The organism is Paractinoplanes abujensis, from assembly GCF_014204895.1.
GTDB lineage: Bacteria > Actinomycetota > Actinomycetes > Mycobacteriales > Micromonosporaceae > Actinoplanes > Actinoplanes abujensis.
The window spans coordinates 6,209,407-6,233,801 of record NZ_JACHMF010000001.1 but is presented as its reverse complement, the minus strand read 5'-3'; the positions used below and the strand labels follow the sequence as shown (position 1 = coordinate 6,233,801).

Annotated in this window: 19 protein-coding genes; 11 read left to right on the top strand and 8 right to left on the bottom strand. The window is 68.0% G+C overall.

The features are described 5' to 3' along the window. Positions 1 to 40 precede the first annotated feature (40 nt). Positions 41 to 1,516, bottom strand: a complete 1,476-nt coding sequence (ahcY, locus tag BKA14_RS28500; protein ID WP_184953889.1) for an adenosylhomocysteinase — start codon at positions 1,514 to 1,516, stop codon at positions 41 to 43. A gap of 279 nt (positions 1,517 to 1,795) precedes the next feature. Between ahcY and BKA14_RS28495 the strand changes: the two genes are divergently transcribed. The 4 genes from BKA14_RS28495 to BKA14_RS28480 all read left to right on the top strand — a co-directional run bounded on the left by BKA14_RS28495 (position 1,796) and on the right by BKA14_RS28480 (position 5,978). Beyond that, entirely contained in the window at positions 1,796 to 3,148 is a 1,353-nt protein-coding gene (locus BKA14_RS28495; RefSeq protein ID WP_184953888.1) for a HAMP domain-containing protein, read from the top strand. Positions 3,149 to 3,439: 291 nt separating this feature from the next. Next, a complete protein-coding gene (locus BKA14_RS28490) occupies positions 3,440 to 4,429 on the top strand; it encodes a LacI family DNA-binding transcriptional regulator (protein ID WP_184953887.1) in 990 nt (329 codons plus the stop codon). Between the two features lie 81 nt (positions 4,430 to 4,510). After that, positions 4,511 to 4,840 carry a YciI family protein gene (locus tag BKA14_RS28485; RefSeq protein WP_184953886.1) on the top strand — a complete coding sequence of 110 codons (330 nt, stop codon included), beginning with the start codon at positions 4,511 to 4,513 and terminating at the stop codon, positions 4,838 to 4,840. A gap of 4 nt (positions 4,841 to 4,844) precedes the next feature. Next, a complete protein-coding gene (locus tag BKA14_RS28480) occupies positions 4,845 to 5,978 on the top strand; it encodes an RNA polymerase sigma factor (protein ID WP_184953885.1) in 1,134 nt (377 codons plus the stop codon). Here the strand turns inward: BKA14_RS28480 and BKA14_RS28475 are convergent. The 5 genes from BKA14_RS28475 to BKA14_RS28455 form a co-directional block, all read right to left on the bottom strand. Continuing rightward, complete coding sequence (locus BKA14_RS28475) at positions 5,958 to 6,650, bottom strand: SDR family NAD(P)-dependent oxidoreductase (protein ID WP_184953884.1); 693 nt, start codon at positions 6,648 to 6,650, stop codon at positions 5,958 to 5,960. The genes BKA14_RS28480 and BKA14_RS28475 overlap by 21 nt on opposite strands. 11 nt (positions 6,651 to 6,661) lie before the next feature. Beyond that, entirely contained in the window at positions 6,662 to 7,882 is a 1,221-nt protein-coding gene (locus BKA14_RS28470; protein WP_239093357.1) for an EAL and HDOD domain-containing protein, read from the bottom strand. A gap of 7 nt (positions 7,883 to 7,889) precedes the next feature. Then, positions 7,890 to 9,104 carry a CehA/McbA family metallohydrolase gene (locus BKA14_RS28465; RefSeq protein ID WP_184953883.1) on the bottom strand — a complete coding sequence of 405 codons (1,215 nt, stop codon included), beginning with the start codon at positions 9,102 to 9,104 and terminating at the stop codon, positions 7,890 to 7,892. 84 nt (positions 9,105 to 9,188) lie between these two features. Continuing rightward, a complete protein-coding gene (locus tag BKA14_RS28460) occupies positions 9,189 to 10,382 on the bottom strand; it encodes a CehA/McbA family metallohydrolase (protein WP_184953882.1) in 1,194 nt (397 codons plus the stop codon). Positions 10,383 to 10,421: 39 nt separating this feature from the next. Further along, complete coding sequence (locus BKA14_RS28455) at positions 10,422 to 11,261, bottom strand: hypothetical protein (protein ID WP_184953881.1); 840 nt, start codon at positions 11,259 to 11,261, stop codon at positions 10,422 to 10,424. A 135-nt stretch (positions 11,262 to 11,396) separates the two neighbouring features. Here BKA14_RS28455 and BKA14_RS28450 point away from each other — a divergent pair, with 135 nt between their 5' ends. The 3 genes from BKA14_RS28450 to BKA14_RS28440 all read left to right on the top strand — a co-directional run bounded on the left by BKA14_RS28450 (position 11,397) and on the right by BKA14_RS28440 (position 15,842). Beyond that, positions 11,397 to 13,385 (top strand): glycosyl hydrolase family 28-related protein, encoded by a 1,989-nt coding sequence (locus BKA14_RS28450; RefSeq protein ID WP_184953880.1) that lies wholly within the window; start codon positions 11,397 to 11,399, stop codon positions 13,383 to 13,385. Between the two features lie 105 nt (positions 13,386 to 13,490). Continuing rightward, positions 13,491 to 14,378 carry an NAD-dependent epimerase/dehydratase family protein gene (locus BKA14_RS28445; protein WP_239093355.1) on the top strand — a complete coding sequence of 296 codons (888 nt, stop codon included), beginning with the start codon at positions 13,491 to 13,493 and terminating at the stop codon, positions 14,376 to 14,378. Positions 14,379 to 14,414: 36 nt separating this feature from the next. Beyond that, on the top strand, positions 14,415 to 15,842 hold the full coding sequence (locus BKA14_RS28440) for an aminotransferase class I/II-fold pyridoxal phosphate-dependent enzyme (protein ID WP_184953879.1): 1,428 nt from the start codon (positions 14,415 to 14,417) through the stop codon (positions 15,840 to 15,842). A gap of 12 nt (positions 15,843 to 15,854) precedes the next feature. Here BKA14_RS28440 and BKA14_RS28435 read toward each other — a convergent pair whose 3' ends face one another. After that, positions 15,855 to 16,181 (bottom strand): Uma2 family endonuclease, encoded by a 327-nt coding sequence (locus BKA14_RS28435; protein ID WP_184953878.1) that lies wholly within the window; start codon positions 16,179 to 16,181, stop codon positions 15,855 to 15,857. 124 nt (positions 16,182 to 16,305) lie between these two features. Between BKA14_RS28435 and BKA14_RS28430 the strand changes: the two genes are divergently transcribed. Then, the gene (locus BKA14_RS28430; RefSeq protein ID WP_184953877.1) at positions 16,306 to 16,869 is read left to right on the top strand and encodes a hypothetical protein; all 564 of its coding nucleotides are present in this window, start codon (positions 16,306 to 16,308) and stop codon (positions 16,867 to 16,869) included. Then, on the top strand, positions 16,859 to 17,563 hold the full coding sequence (locus BKA14_RS28425) for a beta/alpha barrel domain-containing protein (protein ID WP_184953876.1): 705 nt from the start codon (positions 16,859 to 16,861) through the stop codon (positions 17,561 to 17,563). Before BKA14_RS28430 ends, BKA14_RS28425 begins: the two co-directional genes overlap by 11 nt. An 851-nt stretch (positions 17,564 to 18,414) precedes the next feature. Here the strand turns inward: BKA14_RS28425 and BKA14_RS28420 are convergent. Next, on the bottom strand, positions 18,415 to 21,399 hold the full coding sequence (locus BKA14_RS28420) for an AAA domain-containing protein (RefSeq protein ID WP_184953875.1): 2,985 nt from the start codon (positions 21,397 to 21,399) through the stop codon (positions 18,415 to 18,417). 1,753 nt (positions 21,400 to 23,152) lie between these two features. On the opposite strand from BKA14_RS28420, the gene BKA14_RS44390 reads away from it, so the two are divergent. Together BKA14_RS44390 and BKA14_RS44385 are read left to right on the top strand one after the other, a co-directional pair. Beyond that, entirely contained in the window at positions 23,153 to 23,287 is a 135-nt protein-coding gene (locus BKA14_RS44390) for a hypothetical protein (RefSeq protein ID WP_260416581.1), read from the top strand. A gap of 464 nt (positions 23,288 to 23,751) precedes the next feature. Then, complete coding sequence (locus BKA14_RS44385) at positions 23,752 to 24,357, top strand: glycine-rich domain-containing protein (RefSeq protein WP_239093353.1); 606 nt, start codon at positions 23,752 to 23,754, stop codon at positions 24,355 to 24,357. The last annotated feature ends 38 nt before the right edge of the window (positions 24,358 to 24,395 follow it).

Genomic DNA, 24,395 nt, shown 5'->3' with positions numbered 1-24,395 from the left:
GCCCGGCCCCACCGATGAGGCCGGGCGGGGAAAGCAGTTGTCAGTAGCGGTAGTGCTCCGGCTTGTACGGGCCCTCGATGTCGACCCCGAGGTATTCCGCCTGCTTCTTGGTGAGCGTGGTCAGCCGAACACCCAAGGCGTCGAGGTGCAGCCGGGCCACCTTCTCATCCAGATGTTTCGGAAGAACGAACACCTGCTTCTCGTACTCACCCGGCTTGGTCCACAGCTCGATCTGCGCCATCACCTGGTTGGTGAACGAGTTCGACATCACGAAGCTGGGGTGGCCGGTCGCGTTGCCCAGGTTCATCAGGCGGCCCTCGGAAAGAACGATCACGGAGTGACCGTCCGGGAAGCGCCACTCGTGCACCTGCGGCTTGATTTCAACCTTATCGATTCCGGGGACCTTGGCCAGGCCCGCCATGTCGATTTCGTCGTCGAAGTGGCCGACGTTACCGACGATCGCGTTGTGCTTCATCGCCGCCAGGTGCTCGGCGGTGATGATGTCGGTGCCGCCGGTGGTGGTGATGAAGATGTCACCCTGAGCGATGACGTCTTCCAGGGTAGCGACCTGCATGCCGTCCATCGCGGCCTGCAGTGCGCAGATCGGGTCGATCTCGGTGACGACCACACGGGCGCCCTGACCCCGCAGCGTCTCCGCCGCGCCCTTACCGACATCGCCGTAACCGCAGACCACGGCCAGCTTGCCGCCCAGCATCACGTCGGTCGCCCGGTTCAGCCCGTCGACCAGCGAGTGCCGGATGCCGTACTTGTTGTCGAACTTGCTCTTGGTGACCGCGTCGTTGACGTTGATCGCCGGGAAGAGCAGCGTGCCCTCCTTGGCCAGCTTGTAAAGCCGGGCCACACCGGTCGTCGTCTCCTCGGTCACACCCCGGATGTCGGCCGCGACCCGGGTGAACCGCTGCCCGTCCTGCGCGAGGCTGCCGCGCAGCGTCTCCAGGATGATCCGGTACTCGTGGTTGTCGTCCTCGGTGGCCTGCGGCACCGCGCCGGCCGCCTCGAACTCGACACCCTTGTGCACCAGCAGGGTCGCGTCGCCGCCGTCGTCGAGAATCATGTTCGGGCCCAGGCCGTCACCGAAGTCGAACAACTTCATGGTGGCCCACCAGTACTCGTCCAGCGTCTCGCCCTTCCAGGCGAAAACGGGGACGCCGACCGGCTTGTCGACGGTGCCCTCGGGGCCGACCACAACCGCGGCGGCCGCCTCGTCCTGCGTCGAGAAAATGTTGCAGGACACCCAGCGCACCTGCGCGCCCAGCGCCACCAACGTCTCGATCAGCACGGCGGTCTGCACGGTCATGTGCAGCGAACCCGCGATCCGGGCCCCGGCCAGCGGCTTGCTGTCGCCGAACTCCGCACGCAGCGACATCAGGCCCGGCATCTCGTGCTCGGCCAGCCGCAGCTGGTGCCGGCCCGCCTCGGCCAGGTTGATGTCGGCCACCGCGAACTCGACCCCGTTGACCGAGGTCAGGCGGCTATTGGCAAGATCGGTGCTCATACGAGGGGTCTCCTCCCTCATCAGGAGGCGCCCTTGGCTACAGAAACCCGGGCCGAGCGTGGCGGAGACCAGCCGAAGACAGTCACCGTCGCAGCGCCTCTCGACGCGGGCAGGAACTAGTTTAGCCGTTCGGCCGGCCGTCGCGGTCCTGTCCCACCTATCGGCACCATTGCCCTTCGCCAGGCCGTCCCGATCTTCCCGGCTGCTCGTTGCTCCACTAGCCTCGCCCTTGCCCCCGCACTTCACGCCGCCGTCGTCCCCGAGGAACCCGCCCCGGCCATGAGGCTTCGCACCCAGCTGACGCTGACCGTCACCGCACTTGTCGCGCTCGTGGTCGCGCTGGCCGGGCTGCTCATCGTCGTACGGATCGACCATCGCGACCGCGACGACCTCGACCGCGTCCTCGCCGCCCGCGCCGAACAGGTACGCGCCGCCGCGCAGAAAAACGGGTCCCTGCCCACCGACGGCAGCTTCGCGATCCGCCTCATCCAAGGCGGAGAAATGCTCAAACAAGTCGGGTCGTCCGCCGGATTCCCGATGCCGGCGAAAGACGGCTACTCGACGGTGAGCTCCGGAGACGACGAATGGCGGTCCCTCGCGCAGACCCTGCCCACCGGGGGGCAACTCCAGATTCTGATGAGCCTGGACGACCTGTCCGAGCAGCACACCGATAACGTGCTGGTCGTGGATCTGCTGGTACTGCTCGCCGCCGTCCTGAGCGCGGCCGGGGTGTGGTTCGCTACCGGGCTGGTGTTGCGGCCGTTCCAGCGGTTGCTGGGGGCCGCCCGGGAGCTGGACCCGGCCGACCCGGGGCAGCGGTTGCCCGAGGTGAAGAGCCCCCGTGAGGTGGCTGAGCTGACTGACGCTCTGAACGATCTTCTTTCTCGGGTGCGTTCCTCATCTCCCGCCACCCCCGCCGCCGCCTCCTTCGCTGGAACCGATTCGACCACCACGTCCGAAGCCGCCGCGGCCCCCACGGTCGAGATCCGCGCGCTCAAGCCCCGGCACGCGTCCGATGAGTCGCCCACTCACCCCGGCGACGAGTCGGCCACCCGGCCCGCGCAGAGCACCCCCGGCACGGCCCCAGCACGCCACGACTCCGCGACAGCCCCGGCGCCTGCTGACACCGCTGCGACCCCGGCGTCCACCGGCTCCGCGACAGCCCCAGGGTCCGACTTTGCGCCGGCCTCGGCGTCCACCGGCTCCGCGACAGCCCCGGCGCCCACCGATCCCGCAGCAGCCCCGGCGCCCACCGATCCCGCAGGAGCGCCGGCGCCCACCGGCTCCGCTGCCGCCCTCGGACCCGCCGATCCCCCAGCAGCCTCGGCCTCAACCGGTCCCGCGACAGGCCCGGCGCCTGCCGACCCGGCGACAGTCCTGGTGCCCGGCGCATCCACTGCAGCTCCAGCGCACGCCGCGCCCGAAGCCGTGCCCACCGGCTCGCCGGCCCCGGCATTTGCCGCCATCTCCCCGGCCGTGGCCGAGTTGCGCCCGAGCCTGGTCGACATGGGCGCCCAGCTCGATCAGCTGCTCGACAACCCGGAGATGCCGGCCACCCAGCGCCACCTCATCCTGGCGCTCATGGCGGACGAGCACCGCCGCATGACCGCTCTGATCGACGGTGACGCGTGACCAGTCGCGCAATGGGCTGACCAAACATCAAAGTCCTTCCATAAGCCCTCAGAAACCCCTCATGCTGTCCGGTGAGGGGCCGGATCCTTGCCGGTGCGAGGACGCTACCGCTCGCGCAACCTCGCCGCGGGCCCTGTGGATAACTCGTATCTGCCTGTGGATAACCCGGACCCGCGATGCGTGTCTCGGCGTAGGGTGACCCCGTCCCTGCCCTGGGTGGCGGGGGGTGGCGGTGGGAACACAGGAAGAAAACCGGCAAATCCGGCGGGCTGGCCGAGGGAGGGAGCGGGCGTGAAGCACCCCTATCGGATCCGCGAGATCGCCGCTCAGGCCGGGCTCAGTCAGGCGACCGTCGATCGGGTGCTGCACGGGCGGGGCGGGGTGCGGGAGAGCACCGTTCGCGAGGTGCATCAGGCCATCGCCGCGCTGGATCGGCGGCAGGAGGAGAGCCCGCTGCCGTCCCGGGTGTTCCCCGTCGACCTGGTGGTGCGTGATCGGGTGCGGGCCGAGGCGGCGTTGCGGGCCGAGCTGGCGGGGTTGCGGCCGGCTGTGATCAGGCCACGCTTCCACTCGGCGGCCGATCCCCTGGCCGCGATGACCAAGGTCGCCCGATCGCGGTCGCAGGGGCTGATCCTGCAAGCGGCCGAGACACCGGAGCTGGTGGAGGCGATCGGGCGGCTGGAGATCCCGGTGGTCACGCTGGGCACCGACCTGCCGGCCAGTAAGCGGGTCGCGCATGTGGGTCTTGACGAGCGTGAGGCGGGCGCGACCGCGGCCTATCTGATCGAGCAGTGGCTGGCCGACCGCGCGGGAGTGGTTCTGGTGCTGGCCGGCGAGCAGAACGTCAAGGCGGCGAGCCCGGCCCCGGACGAGGCGACGACCCAGGAGCGGGTCGCCGGTTTCCGGGCCGAGTTGACGTCGCGGGCCCCCAACCGGCGGGTGCTGGTGGCCGCGCCGTCGAAAGCGCGGGAGGAACTGGCGGTCACCCCGTCAGTGCGCGCAATCTACGACCCGGGCGGCCGGGACGCGTCCGGCGTGGTGGCGGCTTTTGCGGCGGCGCGGCGCAACTATGACGTCTTCGTGGCGCACGACTTGGACGACGACAAGGCGGAGCTGCTGCGCGTGGGCCGGCTCTCCGCGGTCCTGCATCACGACCTGCGGGCCGACCTCCGGCTGGCCTGCCTCGCCGTCCTGCAGGCGCTGGGCGCGTTGCCGGGGCCGGTCCGGTCGGCGCCGGCCGGCGTTCAGGTGATCACCCCGCTGAACATTCCGATGAAATAAGAGAGCGGAGCTGTCCGGATCGGGGTTCGGCCGTTCGTCACCGGAGTGACAGGCTGACCGAGCCGAATCGAGGAGACAGCGATGAAGTACATGATGTTCGTCTGCAGCGACCCCGAGCCCGAGACCGACGACTCCCGGGTGCCCGACATCGAGGTGTGGGTGGCCGAGAACGACGCCGCCGGGCGCCGCGTGACCGGGAACGTGCTGGCCCCGCCGAGCGCGGCCACGACCGTACGGGTGCGGGGTGGTCAGACGATGCTCACCGACGGCCCGTTCACCGAGACCAAAGAGGTGATCGTGGGTTTCGACATCCTCGAGTGCGCCGACTTGGACGAGGCGATCGCGGTCGCCGCCGCGCATCCGATGGCCCATGCCGGGCGTATCGAGCTGCGGCCCTACGCCGACCTCTGAGCCGATGGACGCCGTCGCGCAGGCCCACCGGGAGCACTGGGGTCGCATCGTCGCGACCCTGATCCGGGTGACGGGGGATTGGACGCTGGCCGAGGACTGCGCGCAGGACGCGCTGGCGGTCGCGCTGGAACGGTGGCCGCGCGACGGTGTTCCCGGCAATCCGGGCGGCTGGTTGGTGACTGTCGCCCGGAACCGGGCCCTCGACCAGATCAGGCGGGCCGCCGTCGAGCAACGCAAGCTGCGGGAGGCAGTGATGATCGAGCCGCCGCACGACGACACGGACGACCGGCTGAGCCTGATCTTCACGTGCTGCCATCCGGCGCTCGCGCTGGAGGCCCGGGTGGCGCTCACCCTGCGTACGGTGGCCGGGCTTTCAACGGCCGACATAGCGCGCGCCTTCCTGGTCACCGAACCTACGATGACCAGGCGCATCACCCGGGCCAAAGCCAAGATCGCGCAGGCGCGCATCCCGTACCGGGTGCCGGAGGGTGACGCGCTCGGTGAGCGGCTGCCGGGTGTGCTGGCGGTGCTCTATCTGCTGTTCAACCGGGGCTACGACGGCGAGACGGTGCTGGCCGACGAGGCGATCCGCCTGACCCGCATGCTGGCGGGGCTGATGCCGGGCGAGTCCGAGGTGGCCTCGCTGCTCGCGTTGTTCCTGGTGCAGCATTCGCGGCGGCACGCCCGGCGCGATGAGCGCGGTGACCTCGTCCCGTTGGACCGCCAGGACCGTACGAGATGGGACCGCGCGGCCATCGCCGAGGCGCTGGAGATCCTGCTGCGGACACCCATCGAGGGCCCGTACGCCCTGCACGCCCGGATCGCCGCCGGTCATGTGGGTGCGGAGTCGGACTGGCGGTCGATCGCGCTCTGGTACGACGAACTGGCCCGGGTGCAGCCGACCGCTGTCGTCGAACTGAACCGGGCGGTGGCGCACGGGTATGCGTACGGTCCCGAGGTAGGTCTGGAAATGCTACCGAAACTGGATAATTATCCCCTGGTCACAGCCGTCGAAGCGGATCTCACAGCGCGCGCGGGCCGCCCGGAGGACGCAAAGAGGCTCTTCCGCCGGGCGGCCGCGGAAACCCCCGACGGGCCGGAAAGAAGGGCCCTGCTGTCACGCGCCGACGAGCTCTAGCACCGTCCCGCCGGCCCCGGCCCGCAGCAGCCCGAGTGCGGCCGCGACAACTTTGGACGGCGGGATCAGCGGGGCCGCCTGCGCGCGCTCCTCGGGCGACATGGCGGCCAGTTCGGCGTGCGCGCGGTCCAGCCCGATCCAGTTGGGCACCAGGCACGTCACCCGCGTGCCGCCGATCCGGTCCGGGGCGCCCAGCGCCGTGGTGAACCGGATCAGCCCGGCCTTCGCCGCGCCGTACTCGGGGGAGCCGTACGGGGTCTCCTCCGACCCGGCCGACGAGGCGATGTTGACGATCGCGCCGCCGCCCAGCCGGGCCATCGGGGCCAGGGCCAGCTGGGTCAGGTGCATGGGGGCGCGCAGGTTGAGGTCGAGGGTGCGGCCCCACGCCTCGGGCTCGGCGTCGGGGAACTGCACCCCGGGCGTCCAGCCACCGGCGTTGTTGATCAGCACGTGCGGACCACCGGCCTCGACCGCCCGCGCGATCAGGGCTTCGGCCTCCGCGCGGGAGGTCACATCGCAGCGCACGGCCGTGCCGCCGGTCAGCCGGGCCGTTTCCGCGGCCGCGGCGGCGTCGACGTCGGCCGCTATGACGTGCAGACCGTCCTCCGCCAGGCCGGCCGCGAGGAAACGGCCGAGCCCGGAACCGGCCCCGGTGACAATGGCGATGTTCATCGCGGATGAACTTACGCGGCGGCCAGCCGGTTCGAGGCGTCCAGGGCCCGCGTCGACCACCGCACGGCGTCCATGTACTGCGGGGCCAGGTCGAAGGTGCCCAGCTCACCCCGCTCGTACGAGTCGACGGCCCGCAGCACCTGCCCGAGCCGCCCGCTGCCGGTGGTGAGCGCGGCCGCCACCGCCGGGGCCAGGGGGAACTGCTCGGTCATGGCGGCCGGCGGGATGCCCAGCACCGCCGCCACCCCCGTGATCACCCCGGCCATGAAGGCCGCGTCGGGTGCGGCCCCGAACCACTGCGCCACGTTCTCGCACAGCCGGGCCCGGGTCAGCACGCCCAGCATGTGTTCCTCGGTGGCCCCGCCGACGTCGTCCAGCACCATGAGCATCGCCCACTGCCTGATGTGTTTGAGGCCGACCATCACGACGGCCTGCCGCACCGAGGAGACCCGGTTGGCGTGGCCCGCGGCGACGGAGTTGCTGGCCCGCAGCACCCGCAACGACAGGGCCGGGTCGCTCGCGATGATCGAGACGATGCGCGGCATGTCGGCGTCGGGGGCGCTGAGCGCGTTGACCAGCTCGAGCCGACGCAGCCGGGACGGGGACAGGCTGGACGCGGTCAGCACCTGCGGGCGGCTCAGGGCGTACCCCTGGCGCAGTTCCATGCCGTAGTGGTCGGCCAGCGCGACCTGCTCGTCGGTCTCCAGCCGTTCGGCCACGAGCTGGATGTTCGGGAACTGCCGCACGGCCGCGACCACCTCGTCCAAGTGGCTCAGGTCGCCGTCGAGAAGATCGAGTTTCACGTACGAGGCCAGGCTGAACAGCTGCTCGTGCCCGGCGCCCCAGACGAAGTCGTCCAGGGCGATCCGATAACCGGCCTCGGCCAGCTTCGTGATCCCGGCGATCACCTCGTCGTCCATCTCGACCGTCTCCAGCACCTCCAGCACCACCTGGGCCGGACCGAACGGCAGCGGCAGCTCCCCGGCGAGGAACTCGCGGGTCAGGTTGATGAAGCAGAACCGGTCGCCCGCGACTTCGTTGATGCCGAACTCGGTGAACGCGTTGATCATGACGGTGCTGGTCGCGTACGTGTCCTGGCGGCCCGCCGCGACCGCCGCCATGCTGCCCCGGAAGAGCAGCTCGTAGGCGATGACGTCGCCGTGCACATCGAAGATCGGCTGACGACCGACGTGCACCAGCTGGGTGCCGTCCGCGGACTCCGATGATCTCACGGGCTGCCTATCGGCCGGACGGGTGCCGAGTTGATGTTTTGGCCGGGACGGATCCGCCGGTCAGCCACCACGGGCTGGAGTAGGCGAGGCCGAAGTCGTTGCAGGCGTGCCCGGCCGGGCCGGGTGCCGGGTTGTCGCGGCTCGGGTCGGCGATCCGCAGCACCACCCAGTCGCCCTCGGCCACATCGAGCGGCACGGTGAACGTGAGGATCTTGCCCGACTCCAGCTGCCGCATCTCGACCACCTCGGGCACCGAGGTACCGGGCCGCAGCACCTGCACGTTGAGCGGACCGGCGAACTCGGGACCACGGTCGAGGTCGACGCGGAAGGTCACCGCGCGCTTGGCGATCGGCAGACGACCCCCCATCCGTACGCCGTCGGCCGTGGCGTCCAGGCGCAGCCCGCTGACCCGGCTCGCGAAGAACCGCCGGGCCCGCATCGCGGCCAGCACCCCGGAGCGGGAGTTCTTGGTGACCCAGAGCCCCGTACGGCCCTTGCCCTCGTCGTGCCCCCAGTCGAAGCCGTGCTCGTCGGCCACCCCGCTCAGACCCGTCCGCCAGCCCGCGTTGAGGCAGGCCACCAGCGGCGAGCTGAACTTCGGGTAGCCCTCGAACAGGTAGTCGTCCTCGTTGTTGAACATTTCCAGCGCGACCATGTGGCCGGCCACCCGGGCGTCGTACGCGAACTCGTCGAACCGTTCCCGCTGCCGCCCCGGATGGTTGAAGCTGGCCACGCCGTCGGTGCCGGCCAGCCAGTCGTACAGGGTGGAGATCTTCTTGACCCCGCCCGCGCCCAGGAACGTGTCGGTGCCCCACACGTTGACGTGCCCGAGGTGCGAGTGCGACCACTCGAAGCCGCGCAGCGACGTGTAGGTGCCGGACGCGTGGGCCTGATCGGTCAGCTCACCGATCTGCTTCCACTTGGCCGTGGTGATCCCGGTGAAGCCCGAGTCGGTGGCGTGGTCGGTGAGCGCGGCGACGTCCATCCCGGCCTTGCGCATCGACGCGTAGGCCAGTTCAGGTTCGCCCATGCCGTCCGACAGCAGGGTGTGGTTGTGCAGGTCGGCGTGCACGAGGGTGGTGCCGCGGCTGATCCGCGACGCCCGTCCGGCCCCCGTACGCGGTGCGGCCTGCGCGCCGGGCGCGGAGCCCAGCACGAACAGGCCGCCCGCCCCGGCCAGCAGGGAACGGCGGGAAACATGGTGTCGGTGGCCTGGGGTCACCCGTGGAGCATGTCAAGGCCGCAGGCGTTGATCAGGCGAATCGCGCAACCATCACCGCAGGATTGCCCGTATGAGGTCGCCCGTTCAGCTGGTCAGCCACCACGGGCTGGAATAAGCGACGCCCCAGTCGTTACACGGGTGACCCGAAGGCCCCGGCGACGCGTTGGCCTGCGTCGAGTCGGACACGCGGAGCACGACCCACGAGCCGTCCGCGACGTCGAGCGGCACCGTGAACTCGGTGGTCCGCCCGGCCGTCGTGTCGATCACCTCGACCACCTCGGGCGCTCGCGTGCCGGGCCGCAGCACCTGCAGCTTGAGCGGCTTACCGGCCCACTCCGGGCCCCGGTCCAGGTCGACGGAGAAGCGCACATCACCCCGGGCGAAAGGCAGCGAGCTGCCCATCCGTACGCCGGAAGCCGTCGCGTCGAGCCGCAGCCCGCTCACCCGCGTGGCGAAGAACCGCCGCGCCCGCATCGCCTCCAGCACCCCGTTGCGGGTGTTCTCGGCGACCCACAACCCCGTACGGCCTTTGCCCTCGGGGAAGCCCCAATTGGTGCCGTGCTCGTCGGTCACACCGGTCAGGCCCGTACGCCAGCCCGCGTTGAGGCACGCGTTGAGCGGCGAACTCTGCCCGCTCGACCAGCCGTCGAACAGGTAGTCGTCGCCCCGGTTGAACATCTCCAGACCGACCATCTGATCGCGCAGAGCCGCATCATACGAGAAATCGTTGAACCGCAGAACCTCGCGGCCCGGGTGGTTGAAGCCGCTGATGCCGCCCGAGCCCTCGATGAAGTCGTAGAGCTTGCCCATGCTCGACGAACTGCCCAGGTCGGTGAAATTGCCGCTGTACCAGACGTTGACGTGCCCGAGCAGCGGATGCGACCACTCGAAACCGCGGATCGCCGTGTAGACGCCGGGGTCGTTGGCGGCGTCGGCGAGCTGCCCGGCCCGCCGCCACTCCGACGACGACAAGCCTTCGATCGCGAACAGCGTGGTGTGATCGGTCAGCGCGGCCACGTCCAGGCCGGCCTCCCGCATCGAGGCGAACGCGTTGGCCGGGTCGCCGTCGCCGTCCGACATCAGCGTGTGGTTGTGCAGGTCGGCGTGCACCAGCGCGGTGCCCTGCGTGATCGCCGACGCGCGCGAGGCGCCCGGTGCGGTGGGGGCGTTGAGCGTCTTGGCCCGGGCGCTGCCCGGGGTGGCGGCCAGCACCAGCAGGCCGCCGGACGCGGCGATCAGGGAACGGCGGGTCAGGTGGTCGTGCTCATGGGCGGTCATGCCCCCGAGCATCGCAAGAAAGTGACAGCGATGGATGTCTCATCGGTGAACGGTGGCCTGCCACAGGCTGTCGTCCCCGGCCAGCAGCAGCGTGGTGCCGCGCTCGGCCACGGCGACCGGCTGGACGGGGGTGTTCTCGGGGTCAAGCCTGATTTCCCGTACGCCCGTTTCCGACGCGGCCGTGGCCCACTGCCCGTCCTCGACGACCCAGGCAGCCGGTCGCTGGTCGGCGGATGTTCCCGTGACCAGCCAGCCGCCGTCCGGTCGCGCCCGTACGTCGTCGGCCGCCGTACCCGCGGCGTTGAGCTCGCTCAGCGTGAACGTCAGGCCGTCCGGTGAGAACCACGCGGCCGCCCCGCTGCTGCGGATGCCGGCGATCGCGAACCCGTGCGGGCCGGCCGCGATCGGTCCGACCCCCACGGCCTCGTCGCCGCCGTACGTCTCGAAGGGCGCGGCGTTCTCGGCCATGCGCCCATCCGTTCCGAGGCGCCACGTGCTGACCCGGGGGTTGCCGTGTGCGCCGCCGGGGACCGCCCCGACCATGGCCACCTTGCCGTCCGCGCAGGCCACGCTGCGGATGATCTGCTTCGGGCCGTAGTAGCTGGTGGACAGGGGAGCGAATCGGACCGCCGTCCAGGTGCCGCCGGGGCCGCCGGTCCACGCGGCCGGGCGAGCCGCGGCTGCCGCTTGTCCGTCGCTCCCCGCCGGGCTCAGCACTCCGCCGACCGCCCACCACGTGTCGCCGCAGTCGGCCACGTCGCGCAGCACCACCTTGCCGTCCGCGGGCAGATCGATCTTGGACCAGGTCGGCTCTTGCTCTGGTTTGCTGCAAGCGGCGATCAGCAGCGCGACGGCGATGAAAGAAAACGAGCGCCTCACGAAACCACCGAGCAATCTGCCGAAAACTATGGACTGAACCTTGTGGACTGCGTCACAGCAATCTTATGGTCACTCCACCCCGATCGGCGCCCGTCCCGCCACCGGGAACGCTCCCCTCACGAAAGAGCCTCGTCGATGCCTTCGTCCCGGATATTGGCGGCCCTGACCGCCGTCGCCGCGATCTCACTCCTGCCGGCCCCCGCCGTGGCCGCGCCCGCCACCGCCACCCCGTCCCCGGTCACCCGGGCCGCTCTCGACCCGTCGCTGGTGGCCGGGCGAGGCGCCGCCGTGTCGTTCCTCGAGCAGGAGGCCGAGAAGGCCAGAACCACCGGCACGGTCATCGGTCCCGGCCGCGCGGCCTACACGCTGCCCGCCGAGGCCTCCGGCCGGTCCGCCGTCCGCCTCACCCCGGGCCAGTACGTCGAGTTCACGCTGCCCAAGACGGCCAACGCGATCACCGTGCGCTACAGCATCCCGGATGCCCCCGCCGGTGGCGGCCTGACCGCCCCGCTCGCCGTCAAGGCCGGCGGCGCCTCCCGCACCATGACGCTGACCTCGCAGTACTCGTGGCTCTACAACCAATATCCGTTCACCAACGACCCGAACGCCGGCCTGCTGCACCCCGACTGGTGGATCGCCGAGTGCGCCTGCGTGCCCGCGCAGACCACGCCCGCGCCGGTGATCAGCAAGCCGTTCCGGCCCAGCCACTTCTACGACGAGCAGCGCCTCCTGCTGGGCCGCACGGTCGCGGCGGGGGAGAAGGTGCGCCTGACCGCGTCGTCGGCCGTGCCGTGGACGGTCATCGACCTGCTCGACTCCGAACTGGTCGGACTCCCGTACGTCAACCTGGTGGCGGCGAACGTGCTCGCCTTCGGCGCCGACCCGACCGGAAAACGTGACTCGGCCCCGGCCTTCGACAAGGCCATCGCGTTCGCCAGGAAGACCAAGCTCAAGGTGTACGTGCCCCCGGGCGTGTTCCAGGTCAACCGGCACATCCTGGTCGACGACGTGACGATCGAGGGCGCCGGCAACTGGTACACGATCCTCAAGGGCCGCGAGGTCGCGCTGCCGGCGCCCGCGCCCGACGGCTCGGTGCACACCGGGGTGGGCTTCTACGGCAAGTCCGCGGCCGACGGGGGCAGCCGCAACGTGCACCTGTCCGGATTCGCGATCCAGGGTGACGTACGGGAAAGAATCGACACCGACCAGGTGAACGCGGTCGGCGGGGCGATGAGCGACTCCACGATCAAGGGTTTGCACCTGCAGCACACCAAGGTCGGCCTGTGGTTCGACGGGCCGATGACGAACACCCGGGTCGAAGGAAACATCATCGTCGACCAGATCGCCGACGGTCTCAACTTCCACACCGGCGTCACCAACTCGGTGGCCCGCAACAACTTCCTGCGCAACACCGGCGACGACGCGCTGGCCATGTGGGCCGAGAAGACCACCAACGCCGGCAACACGTTCGACCGCAACACCGTGCAGACCCCGGTGCTGGCCAACGGCATCGCGATCTACGGCGGCAAGGACATCACCGTCTCCGGCAACCTGATCGCCGACCCGATCCGCGAGGGCAGCGCCCTGCACGCCGGGTCGCGGTTCGGGGCCGAGCCGTTCGCGGGCTTCGTGAAATTCACGAACAACACCGCCGTACGGGCCGGAACGCTCGACCTGAACTGGAACATCGGGCTCGGCGCGCTCTGGGTCTACGCGCTCGACCGCAGCATCGAGGCCGACATCCAGGTCACCGGCGACCACTACCTCGACAGCACGTACAACGCGATCATGATGGTCTCCGAGTGGGCGGTGAAGGACCTCTACGCGGTGCCGAACGCCCACTTCAAGGACATCAGGGTCGACGGCACCGGCACGAGCGTGCTCAGCGCGCGGGTCGCCGGGGGCGCGTCGTTCGAGAATGTCGACGCCCGCAACGTCGGCGCCGTCGGGATCAACAACTGCGGCAGCTTCGGCTTTACCCCGGCCGGCTCCGAGTTCACCGTCACCGACCGTGGCGGCAACGACGGCGGCTGGCTCGCGCCGTGGCTGCTCCCCAACACGATCACCTGTGACGACCGGCCCCCGGTGGTGGCCCCGCCCGCGCCGTCACCCTGGCTACCCTGACCGGCTCGCCCTCCCGATCGATCGCCCGCCTCACCCGACGATTCGGGTGGGGCGGGCCTGCCTTGGTAGCCTCTTCGACTGGAGTCTTCAGTCGGGAGAGGTGCGTTGAGTCAAACACTGCTGGTCACCGGTGGTGCCGGATTTGTCGGGTCCGCGCTGATCAAGTCCCTGCTCACGGACTACCCGGCGGCCGCGGTGGTGTCGCTCGACAACTACTTCACCGGCGTCCCGGAAAACCACGTCAATGACCCCCGGGTGACCTACGTCGACGGCTCGACTGCCGACCTGGCCAAGATCTGGGCCGACCGCGGCCTGCCCAGCCCCGAGATCGTCTTCCACCTGGGCGAATACTCGCGGATCGTCACCTCGTTCGAGGATCACGACCTGACCTGGGACTTCAACCTCCTCGGAACCAAAGAGGTGGTCAAGTTCGCGTCGGCCAACGGCTCCAAGCTGATCTACGCGGGCTCGAGCTCGAAGTTCGGCAACGACGGGCAGGACGAAAACCTCAACCCGTACGCGTGGACCAAGGCCAAGAACATCGAGTACATCAAGAACTACTCGAGCTGGTACGGGCTGGACTACGCGATCACGTACTTCTACAACGTCTACGGCCCCGGCCAGATCACCAGCGGCAAGTACGCCACGGTGATCGGCATCTTCGAAGACAAATACCTCAAGGGCGAGCCGCTGCCCGTGGTGTCGCCGGGCACGCAGACCCGCGACTTCACCCACATCGACGACATCGTGCGCGGCATCGTCCTGGTCGCCCAGAAGGGCCACGGCGACGGCTACCTGCTCGGCGCCGGCCACGAATGGCCCATCCTCGAGGTGGCCAAGATGTTCGGCGTGCCGTACGAGCTGACCCCCGCACTGCGCGGCGAGCGCACCCGCGGCCAAGCCGACAACGGCAAGGCGGCCGAACTCGGCTGGACGGTCGAGCACAGCCTGCCCGACTACATCGCCTCGTTCGTGGCGGCCCACCCACGCTGACGTTTGGCGCAGCTCAACCTGGGGATGCGGCGCGCCATGGATCAGCGGCGCACCCCCGTACTGGAAGCGATCGAACAGTTCCGCGAGGACGGCACCTACTCCTTCGCGCTCCCGGGACACCGGCTCGGCCAGTCGCTCGACGACCGCACGGCCGCCGTGCTCACCCGCGGCGCCTTCGAGGCCGACGTGATCTTCGCAAAGGAGGCCGTCTCCGAGGCCGAGGCCCTGATGGCCGACGCCGTGGGGGCCCGGCAGGCGGTCTTCACCACCTGCGGCTCGAGCATCTCGATCCACACGGCGCTGCTGACGGTCACGGGCCCCGGCCAACGCGTGCTGGTCGACCGCAACGTGCACAAATCGGTGGTCGCTTCGCTCATCCTGGCCGGCGCCGACCCGGTCTGGCTGCGGCCGCGCTGGGACCACGAGAACGGGATCGCCCACCCGGCCGCCGCGGCCGACGTCGCCGAAGCCCTGCGCCGCGACCCGGCCATCGCGGCCGTCCTCATGATCACCCCGACCGAGTACGGGACCGGCGCCGACGTACGGGAAATCGCCCGGATCTGCCACCGCCGCGGCCTCCCGCTGATCGTGGACGAGGCCTGGGGCGCGCACTTCCCGTTCCACCCCGACCTGCCCACACCGGCCGTCCAGGCCGGCGCCGACCTGACGATCCAAAGCTTGCACAAGGCCGACGGGGGTTTGTGCCAGTCTTCGGTGATCCTGCTCGGCAGCGACCGCGTAAACCCCGTCGACCTGCGGCTACGCCTGGACCTGATCACCACGACCAGCCCGTCCGCGCTGCTCTACGGCTCGATCGACGGTTTCCGCCGCCGCATGGTCTCGGAAGGCCGCCAGCTCCTCGACGCGGCGCTGGCCCGAGTCAATTATTTGCGCGCCCGCCTGGCCAAGATCCCGTCGCTCACTGTCATGGACGAGACGATCATCGGCCACGACAGCGTCGCCGAATGGGACCCGCTGAAACTCTCCGTCGACGTCTCCGCCCTGGGCATCAGCGGCTACCAGGCGGCGGACTGGATGGCCACCGAGGCCCGCCTGCTCGTCCAGCTGGGCGACGCCCGCCGCGTGATCTGCTCCCTGACCTACTCCGACAACGACGCCGCCCTGGACCGCCTGGCCGACGCCTTCGAACGGCTGGCCACGTCCCCACCCGCCCCCGACCGCCCCGCCCCCGCGGTGCCACCCCTGCACGAACTGGACCTGGACCAGGCCATGAACCCGCGCGAGGCGTACTTCGCCCCCACCGACCAGGTCGAAGATCCCGCAGGCCGCATCTCCGCCGAAATGATCAGCCCCTACCCGCCCGGCGTCCCCGCCATCCTCCCCGGCGAACGCTTCACAACGGCGGTAGTCGACTACCTACGCGCAGGCCACGCGGCCGGCATGACCACCCCCGACGCCTCCGACCCCACGTTGCGCACCTTCCGCGTGGTCTCCACTAGCTAGCCCGGGCGGGGTTTACCTAATGCCCGGAACCGTGGTGATCAGCCAGGCAAAGGGCTGCGGGCCGTTCAGTTCCAGCTCGTACTCACCGGCGTCGTTGAGCGTGTGCCGATGCACTGTAGTGGCGCCGTCCCGCTCGATGAACCAGTAACGCGGGATCCCCGCGTTGGCGTACTCCGCTTTCTTGATGATCCGGTCGACGACCTCGGAACCGCCGGACACAACTTCGACGGCGAGCAGCAGACCGGCAGTCCCCGCGCAACTGGATCGGGCCGAACTCGGCGGCATCTCCTTGGCCCACACCATCAGATCCGGCACCCAGGTGCCGACCCTTCGGCTCAAGGTACCGGCCTGTCCGAACCGCCGCACCGACCATCCGGCGGATAGTCACCTTGTGCGCCTAGATTGTGGCGTTCGGTCACTACGATGGCGCATTCACACTGCTCGTTGCCTGGTCGGGGGATTGATGGCACCGCCGAAACCGCGTGGATCGCCCGGCAAGAGTGAAGGCGCCGACGGAGCGTCGCCGATACCCACACCCCATCCGGCTGCCGGCGGCATGGTGTCCCAGGAAAACATGGTGGCCACCACGTTGGCGGCGGGGGAGATCGGCCGTGACCGCGCGTCCACGAGCGGCGGGCAGAGCACTGACGGCGACGCCACGCTGAGTGCTGCGCGCCCGAACCGCGACAGTCCACAAGCGTTTGTAGACAACATCGTCAGCAACCCAAGATCTCTTGCGGGGCAGTCAGCGCACGATATCGCCGACCAGTTCACCGCCGCGGGTTACCAGGTGCGGGTCGATCAAAGCACCAAGAGGGGCACATCGCAGCTGTCGCAGCAGGTGCGCATCGAGGGCCATCCGGAGATCGCGAACATCCAAGTGCATCCAGGCGGAGGGCGGCACACGCCGACGGGGTCGCCGTACTGGAAGATCTCCACCTCGACTCAGGGCAGGATCTGGGTCATCCCGAACGACTTCCGGGGTGCGGACGAGTTGAGTGGAAACGTGGTGCGTTATGACGACTGACCTGATCAAGGTGGATCGGATCCGCTCGGCGGACGAAGCTGTCACCCTCGAAAAAGCTGGCGCCGGCCTGATCGGGGTCGACCTGACACCCGATCCCCGCTTCGGGGACGGCCGGGAGATCACCGTGGAGACGGCCGAGGAAATCAGCCGCAGGTTGTCGAGTGCCTCTTTGGTGCCGGTGCTCGATCTCAACGACGATCCGGCACATGTCTTGAGGATCGTGCGGGCCGTACACGCTCCGCTCGTGCAGTCCGCGCGACGGGCCATTCCTGGTGCCGACCTGCGAGCCCGGTTGAAGGGCGCCGGCATCGGAATCGTGTACGGCGGCATCGAGATCGCCCACGACGACGACCCGGGCTGGATCCTCAGCGACTTCACCGACACGGACGACCTGGAGGTCGCGTACTTCCAAGCCGACGTCCTGCCGGAGTACCGCGACTCATGGGCTTTCCTGCGCGACCGGTCACCGGAGTACGAGAACGAGTTCCAGATCACGGACCTCAACGGTCTTGCCGCGGCTCACCCCCTGCTGATCGGTCTGAACTTCGCACCCGACAACGTGCACGAAATCGCGGCGGCACTTCCACGCGTGTCCGGCCTGCGGTTCACGCTGGCCGACAGTGCCCGCCGCGGCGGAGTCCGCTCCCACTCATACGCCGAAACGCTCAGTACGTTGCAAGCCTTAAGTAGGTGACCGAACAATGGCCGAAGGCCCCTCAGTCGATGTCGAAGAGATCCGTGCGAACGCGGCCAAGGTGGACGCGTTGCGACAGCGGGTGGAAACACTGAGGCCGCGAGCGCAAGCATCGCCGCGCCGCCAACGACGCGGCTCTCGGGTTGCCCCGCGGATGAACAGCAGGCGTTCTGAAACGGCGGCACCAGCGCTGATCTCCGGCGGCACCCACCAGCGGCGAAGCGGCTGGGCAGCGCCCGTAGAGGCCGCCCGGACACCCTTGCGAACGCCCCGGCGGCTCAGGAACAGAGCATCGGTTTCCTAAGCGGACAGGTCTTTCGCCCCATGCGATCTACCTGCGGAAACATACTTCACGAGCCCTGCTATTGCGGCGAGCTCGCTCGCCCTGTGCTCCATGGGTCGAGCTATCGACCTCAAGCGTTAAGTCGACTTCAGACCTTCTGATCCGTAGACAGCGCCCCAATCAGAAGAGCTCAGGCGCGTCAACTTCAAGCTCACCACTGCCCGCTTTGCCAGAATCATATACATCTTCGATCGTCCAGCACGGCGTCTCATATAGCAAGATAGATGATGCCTCTAGCGATCCGCAGCGGGCTCCACGCCGATTCATCGACAGTGCGCATGACCGCGTTTCCCCGCCTGCCCTCAGTCAACGGTGATTTCAAAGTAGTCATGCATTCCTACGGTCTGTTACCGAAGCGATCCAGCACAGTTGACGGTGTAGTAGCGCGTCGGGCGCGGCCGAGCCATCGCCGCCAGAGTGCGGCAGATCGGTGATTATCTGAGAGGCTTCTGGTTGAGGTGCCGTCATTGCTTTCTCGCCCGTCGTTGCCGGTCTGCGTTGTCGGATATCACGAGGTGCTGTTGCGCTTGAGTGGGGCTGAGCCGGCGCGATTTCGGCCGGTGCGTTCAGGAAACTCCAGTGTCTGCGGGCACGGTTCACCGTTGATCATTCGACCGCAGTACCAGAGCCAACGCCGATCGGGTGACCTCCCAGCTTCTTTGGCCTCGGTCATGGTGTTGCCGCAGGTCTCGCAGCGTGGTGGGTTACGCATCTGGTTGGCCAGCTCGAAGGACAGGATCTGGCGCGCGAAGCGGGCGCTGTCGATCTGGATCATCACTTCGTGGCGGCCCTCTGCCGGTCGACGAGGGTGCGAGAGGATGTTCATGCTGCCGACGAAAGTCCACCTTAGGTCCACGACGACGATCTTCTGGTGCATCTTGTGCACCAGAACGACATGGGGCAGCCGCGCTCGTAGGGCGTTCAGTGTTGCCCGCACCTCAGCGTTGATCTCTTTCTCTGGCAAGGCCATGACGCGGACCTCGACCCCACGGGCGTGAGCGGCGACCAGGCTGTCCTGCAGACCCAAGGAGTGTTTGCCGACCCAGGGGCTCCACATCCATACCGACGACGCGGCGCTGTCGACGCGCTGCTGGACCTCGGCGGTGATCTGCTTCTCGTCGTACATTCCGACAAGCCGTATGTACGGCTGGAGCGCACTCCACAGGTCGTGGTGAACGGTTTCCTCGACTGGCGCGTGGGCCTCGTCGATGCCGAGGAGGTCGCTTGCGAGGACACGTTGGATCGTGCCGGCGTCAATCATGTGTCGCAGTGCGCCAAGAGGGCCGCTGCCGCGGCGCCTTATTGCTGCGCCGTCACCGATGAGGTAGAGGCGTTGTCGGGCCCGGGTCGTCGCGACGTTGAACAACCGTAGCCCCTGCAACTTCCATGCGTCGGAGCCGTGAGCGCCTTTGGCTACCCATCCCCTGCCGTCCTCGACCATGTCGAACACGACGATGTCGCACTCGCGGCCTTGGAAGGTGTGTGCTGTGCCGACTTCGATCGCTGGGCCGCACGCGGATTCGGCCAGCAGTTCCTGCGTCGTTTCTGCCTGCTCTTTGTAAGGGGTCACGATGCCGACGGACCCATCACGGGGGTGGTGGTACTCGGCGAGAGCTCGAGCGATGAGCGCGCCGATCGGCCACGTCCCGGCGACAGCGTCGGGACGCGCCCGGCGTATGCCACTGAGGGCTCTGCCGAGGCCGTCGGTGTCGACGAGCACGATCTCGCAGGTCTTCGGGTTTTTGGCGGTCAGCAGTCCGCGGTATGCGACCCGGTTGGCTAGCTCGGTCAGTTCCCGTCCGAAGCGCCATTGCTCGGTCAGAACCACGCAGCCGGGTTGCTGGGACGCGGTTGCGGGATCAGTCAGTCCGAATATCTCGAAGCAGTCTCTGGTGTAGACGGCCTTGATTAGATCTTCTTTGGGCAGGCTCGGATCGACGAAGGGTCCGTTTTGCAGGTAGTCCCCGAGCAGCGTGGCGCCGGTACGAGCAGCTTTCACCGCGAACATGAGTTCGGGCAAGCTGGCTGCTGCGGCCTCGTCGACGATGACAATGTCGAACGCCGTGGCCGCGATCATCTTCTTGAGCGTCAGCATGCTGAGCGTCGTCGCGATGACGGCGGCCTCGGCGATGAGCGCGGCTTGCATACCGGGTCGCTTGTCTGCCAGGTCGGTCACGAGGCGGTCGTGCTGTGTTTGGCACTCGCGGATCTTGCGGTCGCACTCGGCAGCGGACTGCCGCAATACGGATAGCTCTTCGTGCAGCTGCGGCAGGCCGCGCACTTCCGCCTCACTGAGCAGTTTCAGATCTTGCTCGGAGGGCTGTGCTGCCGCAGCGGCGATGTTCAGTCGCTGCCGAACCGTGGCCAGGGCTTCGGCTGCGGCTTCTTTGGCCCGGGCCGCTGTGCTTTGGTGCAGCTCGGCATGTGCGGCCCACTCGTGGGCTTGGGCAATGGTGGCTGCCTGCGCTTGGACGTAAAGGGCATGGGACACCTCCACGCCGGCCTGCCGTAACCGGGCTTCCGCAGCGGTCCGCTCCGTCCGTTTGGCGTCCAGTTCGCGCTCGGCGCGGTGGGCGGCACCGCGGGCCTGCCGGCGGCGCATCGCGGACATCGCCCGCGACAATCCGGTGGTGCGTTCCTCCTCAGCCAACCCCTGCGCTGCTTGATCCCGGTCGTGTCGAGCTATGCGCTCATAGACCATGGCGACGAGCAGATGCGCCAGGAGTTCGTCGGCAGTCGCTTGCTTGAGGTTGCCCTCCGCCTCAGCGGCATGCAGAGCCGCTGCCTGTACCTGGGCGGTCAGCTGCTGCGCTCGGTGCTGATTGTCCCGCCGCGCCTGGCGGCGTCGATGCTCGCTCGGGTCGAAGCCCGCCAGTTTAGCCTCCGAATCGGCGAGCCGGCGCTGCGGATGATTGCTCTGCAGCTCCGCGATACTGTCCTCTAGACGGCTTAGGCGCGCCAAGGCGGTGCGTTGACGAGCTTCGACCAGCCGGTTAAGCGAGACTCGCTCGTCACGGGCTACCGCGGTGATGCGGGGAGTACCGACTCGGATCACTCGGCCGGCGGTGGGGGCAAGGCGGTTGATAATGCCCTCGACGGCATTGTCGACCGCCACGTTGGTGTTCGATACGAGTAGCACTCGCTTTCCCGCGGTCATCAGGCGTTCGATGGCGTTGACGATGACATGGGTTTTCCCGGTGCCCGGCGGGCCCCACACAACCTGCAATCCGGGAGCGCAGCAGGCGTCGGAAGCGCGTTGCTGTGCGGCGTTGAGCCGTGGGTCGCATGGCCCAGCCGGCGGTAAGGGATCCAGTCGCTGCTGATCGAAGCGGTGGACGAGATTGACCGGTGCGAGCGCGCTCAGCCCCTCAAGCACTGCCGTACGCGAGGCGCGAAGATCCATCGCTGGAACCCAGAACGACAATCCCTGAGTCGGTGCGCCAGACTGGGTCCGTACCCGAAGAACGCCGTCCACGACTTCGCTGTCGATCACGGCGAAGCTTCGCTGCTCGGGACCCTCCTGTGGCGCCAAGCATGCGCCATCCAACCGGTCAAGATCGCCAGGATTGAGGCGGGCACGGAGACGGTACCAGCCCTCACCTCTGGGGCCGTCTGAGTCGACTCGGCCTCGGAGGACGAATTCAGAAGAAGGCTTCAACGTGCGCTGCGCCGCTTGACGAACTGCCGCAATCACGTCGTTCAGTGACGCCATGAAACCTCCCCATGACGTGCAGTAATTGAAGCCTCCTGAAGGTAAACGTGAATCGCGAAAAGATCTGTCGTTGATCCGACTATCAACGTCGATATGCCCTGGCCCAACCGCCGGCGCACCAGGTTGCGAGTTGATCTGCGATTCCTCCGGCATGCAGTCGGTCCGCTGCGGTACCGAGGCGCCGGCGGATCTCCTCATCCAACCGAAGTCGGGCGTCGGCGGCCTCACCGATGCAGGCGAGCGTGACCAGGACCAGTTCGTCAGTTAGTCGTACTCGCTGGCGGCACAGCTGTGCCCGAAGACGCCGACGAGGAGCTCACGAACGTGGCGGATCACTTCGTTCATCGCATGGATTTGCTCGTTAGGACCGCTCACGAGCTGCTCAACCAGTCGAGTAGATCGCCTGAACGTCCAAGCCCTCGATTTCAGAGGCATCTGCGCACGCGTATAGGGGCCGTAGCGGTATCGGCGTCGCCGTCATGGCAGAGCCGTCTCAGTGCGTCGGCGGGCACATGGATTCGCACCCAATCGCGTGGGTGAACGGCGAGTGTTACCACCTCCGCAGTGTTCCCGCGCCACGGTGATAACCGATCATGGAGACGATGCAGCGCATCACGGCGGGTTTGGTTTCGTCACGAAGCTGCTCGTCACCGAGTTCCCGCAGGATCGGCAGCCCAGCTCCCGCTACGTGGCGTCCTCGCCGCCGACGAGGGCGGCGGCTCGTCGAAGACCTCACGAGTCGGCCGCCGATACAGCGCGAGCAACGATGGCTGTGGCGCGTCATCGTCGCCGATCTCGCGCCGCGCCAGCCGCAGCATGCCCAACCTGCTCGGCACAGCGAGACACCTGACCACGATGCCGGGGTACGCCGCCGTGATTTCACCGGGATAGGCGCACCAGGGTGCTTCATCTTCGATGGGGCCGGATCCCGGTCGTGCACAGTGGGCTCCTCGTCAGGCATGACTTGCAGCAGTCGCAGCGGGAGGCAAGCCGCGACGGTTCGCCTGGTCCGGAGACTGCCTGCCGCGGCACAGTCGGGACAGTGCCATAAGAATACGTGGAGTGATCATGTGGCTGGAGCGCGCCGGTGTGCCGATCTGAGTATCCCATCGGTAGACGTGAACAGCTTCGGCGCACTTCAAGCGCTTGATCAGCAACTTTGCACTATGAGATCGAAGTGAGTGGCGTCAGAAATGTCGTACGGCCGTGTCATCATGCATCGTCGCCTATCACTACTTGATCACGGAGAGTAGATCATGCCGCACGTCTCCGGGCACTACCGTAACGGCCGGTGGGTCCGTCCGCACTACCGACGAAGCACCCCCAGGGCCGTCCGCAGCGCCGGAATGATTCGCGTACGCGGCCACCGCCGCGACGACGGAACGTACGTCCGATCCCACCTGCGCAACGCCGCCCCGACCCCCACACCGACCTCGATCAACTCAGACTGGGACTGGCTGGGCTACCTAGCCATGTTGCTGTTCGTCTTGTGCCTCATCGGCGCTATAACACAGGCGTAAGGAGTCCTGCGACCATGCCGTTCGTCAAACCGCATACCCGCCAGGGCAAACCCGTCAAGAGCTACTACCGGCTCAACTCAATCTGGAACTTCTGGTTCGGCTTCCTGCTCATGCTGCTGCTGTTCGCCGTCGTCAGCAAAGGAAACTAGCAACGCCGTCCACCAGGCCTCGAGTGCTTAACCGGCTACGCCAACCGCCCCTCTCCCCAGCGAGAGGGGCACGGTGCTCGAAAGCCGACCGGGTGGCAAGCGCCGACAGTGGCGCCTGGGATCCAACTCCGGCAGATGATCAATGTCGATAAGCTCAGAGTTGGCTCACCTTCCCCTCGCGGTTAGGGCACGACGGCGCACATCGATGGCCCGAGCTTCGTCGTCCGCCGTCGGAACGGCTGCGGCCCGCTTTCGAGGTGGTAGAGAGCGTGGCGGTTGAGGTCGTAGCGCTCCAGCGATCCACTCGCCTCAATGGTTCCTTGCGTGGCCCCAGACGTCAGCGCAATGATCATTTCCGCGTCGGCTGACGCAACAAGGCTTGAACTACGGGTGGCGAACACATACTGACGGCTGCCACGCAGTCCGCGGAGCCGCTCAATGAGATACTCCTCGATCCAGGGCGCGTGCAGCGCGTCCTCTGGCTAATCGATGATCAACGGTTCAGCACCATCCGCCAATGCGATGATCAGGATGGCGGTGCATTTCTGGCCGTGCGCGAGCCGTTCGATGTGCTCGTACTCTCCTTCGCCGCGCTTGCGGAACTCCACCGAGAGCCCGTCGAGAAGCTCGAGCTATTCCTGCTGCCCACGGCATTGGCCGATCGACTCGTCGCCCGAATCGCTTCCGAGCATCCTGAACTACCCGAGGGCATGCCTGACCGCATCATGGGCCAGACGGTGGCCTTCCTGGAGGCCTGCGCGACGGCGACGGAGCCGATCGGGCCGAGCGAGCTCGTCGACATCGGTTGGCACACGTTCATTCTGTACACCCACGAGTACGCCGAGTTCTGCAATCGGATCGCCGGACGGTTCATTCACCACGTGCCCGACGAAAGTCCGACAGGTGACGAGTGGCCGACTGTGCCGGAGGCCAGCGCGGCAACGCTGGCGGTCACGGTTGCCGCTATGCGTAAGGCCGGGTGCGTGGTCGACCCGGAACTGTGGTCGATGACCGCAGCGTCCGACTGCACCCAATGTCACGCCGGGTGCCACGACAGCCCGATGCGTTAGCGGGCAGTTCGCGGCTGGGGACGTACGCTCTCCCCAGC

Excerpts from the sequence above, each read along its gene's own strand:
- ahcY (WP_184953889.1), bottom strand. The coding sequence starts at position 1,516 with ATGAGCACCGATCTTGCCAATAGCCGCCTGACCTCGGTCAACGGGGTC.
- BKA14_RS28495 (WP_184953888.1), top strand. The coding sequence starts at position 1,796 with ATGAGGCTTCGCACCCAGCTGACGCTGACCGTCACCGCACTTGTCGCG.
- BKA14_RS28485 (WP_184953886.1), top strand. The coding sequence starts at position 4,511 with ATGAAGTACATGATGTTCGTCTGCAGCGACCCCGAGCCCGAGACCGAC.
- BKA14_RS28480 (WP_184953885.1), top strand. The coding sequence starts at position 4,845 with ATGGACGCCGTCGCGCAGGCCCACCGGGAGCACTGGGGTCGCATCGTC.
- BKA14_RS28475 (WP_184953884.1), bottom strand. The coding sequence starts at position 6,650 with ATGAACATCGCCATTGTCACCGGGGCCGGTTCCGGGCTCGGCCGTTTC.
- BKA14_RS28460 (WP_184953882.1), bottom strand. The coding sequence starts at position 10,382 with ATGACCGCCCATGAGCACGACCACCTGACCCGCCGTTCCCTGATCGCC.
- BKA14_RS28450 (WP_184953880.1), top strand. The coding sequence starts at position 11,397 with ATGCCTTCGTCCCGGATATTGGCGGCCCTGACCGCCGTCGCCGCGATC.
- BKA14_RS28440 (WP_184953879.1), top strand. The coding sequence starts at position 14,415 with ATGGATCAGCGGCGCACCCCCGTACTGGAAGCGATCGAACAGTTCCGC.
- BKA14_RS28430 (WP_184953877.1), top strand. The coding sequence starts at position 16,306 with ATGGCACCGCCGAAACCGCGTGGATCGCCCGGCAAGAGTGAAGGCGCC.
- BKA14_RS28425 (WP_184953876.1), top strand. The coding sequence starts at position 16,859 with ATGACGACTGACCTGATCAAGGTGGATCGGATCCGCTCGGCGGACGAA.
- BKA14_RS44390 (WP_260416581.1), top strand. The coding sequence starts at position 23,153 with ATGCCGTTCGTCAAACCGCATACCCGCCAGGGCAAACCCGTCAAGAGC.